Here is a 3,948-nt window from a genome sequence, read left to right as displayed (position 1 = left end):
GCCCCGGCGACCCGGGGGTCGCGTAGCACTCCCTCGACCTGGCGGGCGCCGATCAGCAGGGTCTGGAAGGCGCCGGGCGGGAAGCCGGCTCTGGTGAACAGGTCCTCCAGGTAGAGGGCGCACTGCGGCACGTTGGAGGCGTGCTTGAGCAGGCCGACGTTGCCGGCCATGAGCGCGGGTGCGGCGAACCGGGTGACCTGCCACAGCGGGAAGTTCCATGGCATCACGGCGAGCACGACGCCGATCGGCTGGTAGCGGGCGTATGCCCGGCTGGCGCCGATGGCGGACGGGTCGTCGAGTGGCTCGTCGGCGAGGAACGCCTCGGCGTGCTCGGCGTAGAAGCGCATGCCCTTGGCGCACTTGGCGGCCTCGGCCTCGGCGGAGGCGAGCGTCTTGCCCATCTCGGTCGTCATCGTCACGGCGATGTCGCGGCGTTCGGCGTCGAGCAGGTCCGCCGCGGCGCGCAGCAGGCGGGCGCGCTCGGCGAAGGTCGTGCGCCGGTAGCTCGCGAACGTGGCGGCCGCCCGGGCCAGCTTGGCCTCGATCTCGCCGTCACCGAGCGGGTCGAAGGTCTTCAGGACGGCGCCGGTCGCCGGGTTGATGCTTTGGATCGCCATGCCGCTCACTCCTCGAAGGCCCAGATGGGGCGTCCACTACCAGGTGCTGATCCGGACAGGTCTGGCGCTCAGGCCGCGCCGGCGCGGCCGGCCGGGTTCATCCGGGGCCACGACCATCGTCGAACGCCGCGCGGCCCGCGGCCACCGTGCGGTCCAGGTCGGCCTTCGCGGCGCGCGGAACGTCGACGACGGGCCCTCGGCCGACGGGGAGACGATGTCGAACAGCTCGGCGCTCACCGGTTTCTGCCCACGTGTCGTCGAGGTAGAACACCCGCCGGTGTATCGGCTGGTCCGACACCTCCCTCCCTCGGCCGCCTCACGGGCGGACCGTAGCATCCTGAGCGAACGCTCGCTACCAACATGGACCAGTCGCGATCCGCTCCATGCCCGCTGCGCGTTCTCCGTCAGCCGATCGAGCTCCTAAATAAGTGAGTACATACTTATCAGCAGCTGGGCGCCCGCGGAGCGTTCCATCCCGCACGTCGAACGGGTCGCGGGCGGTGTTGGCGCCCAGGGTGGCGGCGAAGGAGCCGGCCACCGCGCGCGGCCGCCCTTCCGCTGATCGTGTCAGGGCCACACGATCCAGGTGAGCCGCCGGGCGCGCGGGCGGGTGACCTGTGCGGCCGGGTACACCGACAATCGCGCCGGCACGACTGATGGCGTTGGAGGTGTTTCATGCGAGGACTTTCGAGAACCAAAGCTCTCGTGCTCACCGCCGCGACCGGAGCGTCGTTGGCCATGGTTCCCGCGGCCGCGGCGAGTGCCGGCACGACAAACAACCCGCTGACGGTCGCCGGAACAGTGCGGTGTGTGCTCGGGACGCCCGTGTCGCTGAAGATCACCGGTGGTGGCGAGTCCCACGGCGGCGTCGTGGGTCCGGGCGGACAGTTCTCCATCTTCTTTGGCAACCCTCAGCTGCCCAGCACCGCGAAGGCTGAGGTGCGGTGCGATGTAGGCCAGACGAGAACCTACCCTTCCACCACCTTCAACATGGTCAGGCCGGCGGTTGGGCAGACGCTCGTGGTAAACCTCAACGTGGCCTGACAATCTTGGCCCTGGTTGACGCACCGCCCGGTCGCGGCGCGTCAACCAGGGGCGCGTCCGTGCCGTTTCTCGTCAGTCCCGCGCGGATTTCCGTGAATCGTCCCGGCCAGTGGACTTCCCACGCCAGGCGATGCGGCCGGCGTATTTTTCTGTCGGCCGACCGGGCGGTCGGGCGCGGGAGGCAGTTACCCGGTGCCGCGGATCTCGGCGATGGCCTCGCCGGCGGGGGCGCCGGTGACGTCGTGCGCGGCGACGTCTGGGGGAGTGAGGCCGCCCGCAGGCTCATCCTGCCACCGCGTGAGGCTCCAGCCGGCCGTGACGTCGCCGTCGAGGACGACCATCCCGGTGTTCGGCAACAGCCATTCGTCGGCGGATCCCACCGCGCCGACACGGATGGCGACCCAGGTCCGGATAGCGGCGCCGTGGCTTATGACCACGACCGTGTCGTCGTCGGCGTGCGCCGCCGCGATGTTCGCGATGGCGTTGTCATACCGGGCGACGAACGTATGGCCGTTCTCCCCGCCCGGCATCAGGGCATCGAGGTCGCCGTGGATCCAACCGCTGACGGTTTCGAGGTACGTCGTGATCGATGCCTTGTCGCTGCGCAGCTCGAGGTCACCCGCGACGATCTCCTCGAGTCCCTCCCGTATGTGCGCCGTGAGGCCGCGGGCCGCGGCGAGGGGAGCCGCCGTGAGCTGGGTGCGGACCAGGACCGAGGCGTAGATCGCCGAGATCGGGTCATCACGGAGAGCACCCGGCAGTGCCAGCGCCTGGGCGTGCCCGAGGGGGGTCAGCCCGGCTCCCGGGCGACCGGTGTCGAGGGCACCGATGACGTTGTACGGGGTCTGGCCGTGGCGGATCAACAGTAGGCGCATCGCCGCCGAGTCTAGCGTCCGATATTCGATCAAGTGTTCGTCGGCCCGGCTGCCCATTCCGCCGGATCTGCCGCCCGGGTTCTTCGCCATGGTCGAGGTGCGTGAGTTCGGCGAGGGGTCGCGGCTGCGTTTCTGGATGCGTTTTTCCGGCCGCCCCGTTCGGATCGGCTCGGCGCCCGACAGCGAGTGGGTTCTCGTCGACGGCACCCCCGAGCCGGCCGCCGGTGGCTACGGCCATGGTTCGGTGCGGCTGTGGGCTCCGGACGGCTCGCTCGCGGGCGTGGGAAGCCAGACGGCCGCGCTCCGGTTCCCCCGCGGCTGAAGTCGAGCCGGCTGGCGAGGGCTAGCGGCCCGTGTAGCTGGGCGGGCGTCGCGTGGTGAAGGCGGCGAGCCCCTCGCGGAAGTCCGCGGTGCGGGAGCTCAGCTCCAGCGCCAGGGACTCGTTCTCCAGCGCCTGGGCGAAGCTGTTCTCCAGGTTGCGGTTGAGGCTGCGCTTCGCCAGGCCGATGGCGACGGTCGGGCCGGTCGCCAGCTGCTCGATGACCGCGGCGGCCGTGGCGGCCAGCCCGCCTGTGGGCGTGCTGGCGTGGATCAGGCCCCAGTCGGCCGCCTCGACGCCGGTGAGCCTGCGGCCGAGCAGGAGCAGGTCGCGCGCCCGGGCGAGGCCGACCAGGCGGGGCAGCAGCCAGGTCGCCCCGCTGTCCGGGGTGAAACCGCGCTGCAGGAACGGCTCCCAGAACTGCGCGTCCTCGGCGGCGACGGTGATGTCGGCGGCCAGCGCGAGCTGGAAGCCCAGGCCCGCGGCCCAGCCGCGCACGACGCAGACCACCGGCAGCTGGATCTCCATGAGCAGCTGCACGAGGCGGTGGGCCTGGACCGGGGTGCGCCGCTGCACGCTGCCCGGCCGCGGCCTGGGCTTCGGGGCCTTGTCAGCCCAGCCAGCCTCATCGGCCCGGGCGCTGTCGCCCTTGTCGCCGGTGTTGGACGACACCCAGTCGGCGCCCGAGCAGAAGTGGCCGCCCGTGCCCTCGATCACGACCACCCGCAGCGTGTCGTCCGTCGACGCCGCCTCCAGGGTGGAGACGAGGGCGCCGACGGCGGCCATGTCGAGCGCGTTCCGGCGATCCGGCCGGTTGAGCACGATCCGCAGCACGCCGTCGCGCACGGTCGTCTCGACAGCCCCCGCCGTGTCGACGGCACCCGTGGTGGTCACGGCGCCGGCCGCTTCGCTCGTAGACATCTAGATGTTTACCCTCTGGAGTGTGGTCGAGAGAGGCGGGTGGCCCGCGCTGGCACGGGCCGTCGGCCTGTCACGATTCGGGGATCTCGAAGTGTTGGTCGCGTAGTTGGAAGGCGCGTTTGACGCCGTGGCGGGCGCGTTCTTTGACGAAGTTGTATTCGCCGTCTTCGAA

The 3,948-nt window shown here is 71.0% G+C and carries 5 protein-coding genes; 2 read left to right on the top strand and 3 right to left on the bottom strand.

From position 1 onward, the window contains the following. The coding region (locus BCD48_RS20770) for an aldehyde dehydrogenase family protein (protein WP_116271599.1) at positions 1 to 617 on the bottom strand (617 nt) is incomplete at its 3' end. Positions 618 to 1,292: 675 nt separating this feature from the next. On the opposite strand from BCD48_RS20770, the gene BCD48_RS20760 reads away from it, so the two are divergent. After that, entirely contained in the window at positions 1,293 to 1,661 is a 369-nt protein-coding gene (locus BCD48_RS20760; RefSeq protein ID WP_071050077.1) for a hypothetical protein, read from the top strand. Between the two features lie 185 nt (positions 1,662 to 1,846). On the opposite strand, the gene BCD48_RS20755 is transcribed toward BCD48_RS20760, so the two are convergent. Continuing rightward, positions 1,847 to 2,536: a histidine phosphatase family protein gene (locus BCD48_RS20755; RefSeq protein ID WP_071050079.1), complete on the bottom strand. Its 690-nt coding sequence runs from the start codon at positions 2,534 to 2,536 to the stop codon at positions 1,847 to 1,849. A gap of 88 nt (positions 2,537 to 2,624) precedes the next feature. Here BCD48_RS20755 and BCD48_RS20750 point away from each other — a divergent pair, with 88 nt between their 5' ends. Further along, the gene (locus BCD48_RS20750; protein ID WP_071050076.1) at positions 2,625 to 2,858 is read left to right on the top strand and encodes a hypothetical protein; all 234 of its coding nucleotides are present in this window, start codon (positions 2,625 to 2,627) and stop codon (positions 2,856 to 2,858) included. Positions 2,859 to 2,879: 21 nt separating this feature from the next. On the opposite strand, the gene BCD48_RS20745 is transcribed toward BCD48_RS20750, so the two are convergent. Continuing rightward, the gene (locus tag BCD48_RS20745; RefSeq protein ID WP_071050075.1) at positions 2,880 to 3,776 is read right to left on the bottom strand and encodes an enoyl-CoA hydratase/isomerase family protein; all 897 of its coding nucleotides are present in this window, start codon (positions 3,774 to 3,776) and stop codon (positions 2,880 to 2,882) included. Between the last annotated feature and the right edge of the window lie 172 nt (positions 3,777 to 3,948).

This window comes from Pseudofrankia coriaricola, from assembly GCF_001854805.1.
In the GTDB taxonomy this organism is placed as follows: Bacteria; Actinomycetota; Actinomycetes; order Frankiales; family Frankiaceae; genus Pseudofrankia.
This window is presented reverse-complemented; position numbering and strand designations above follow the sequence as displayed.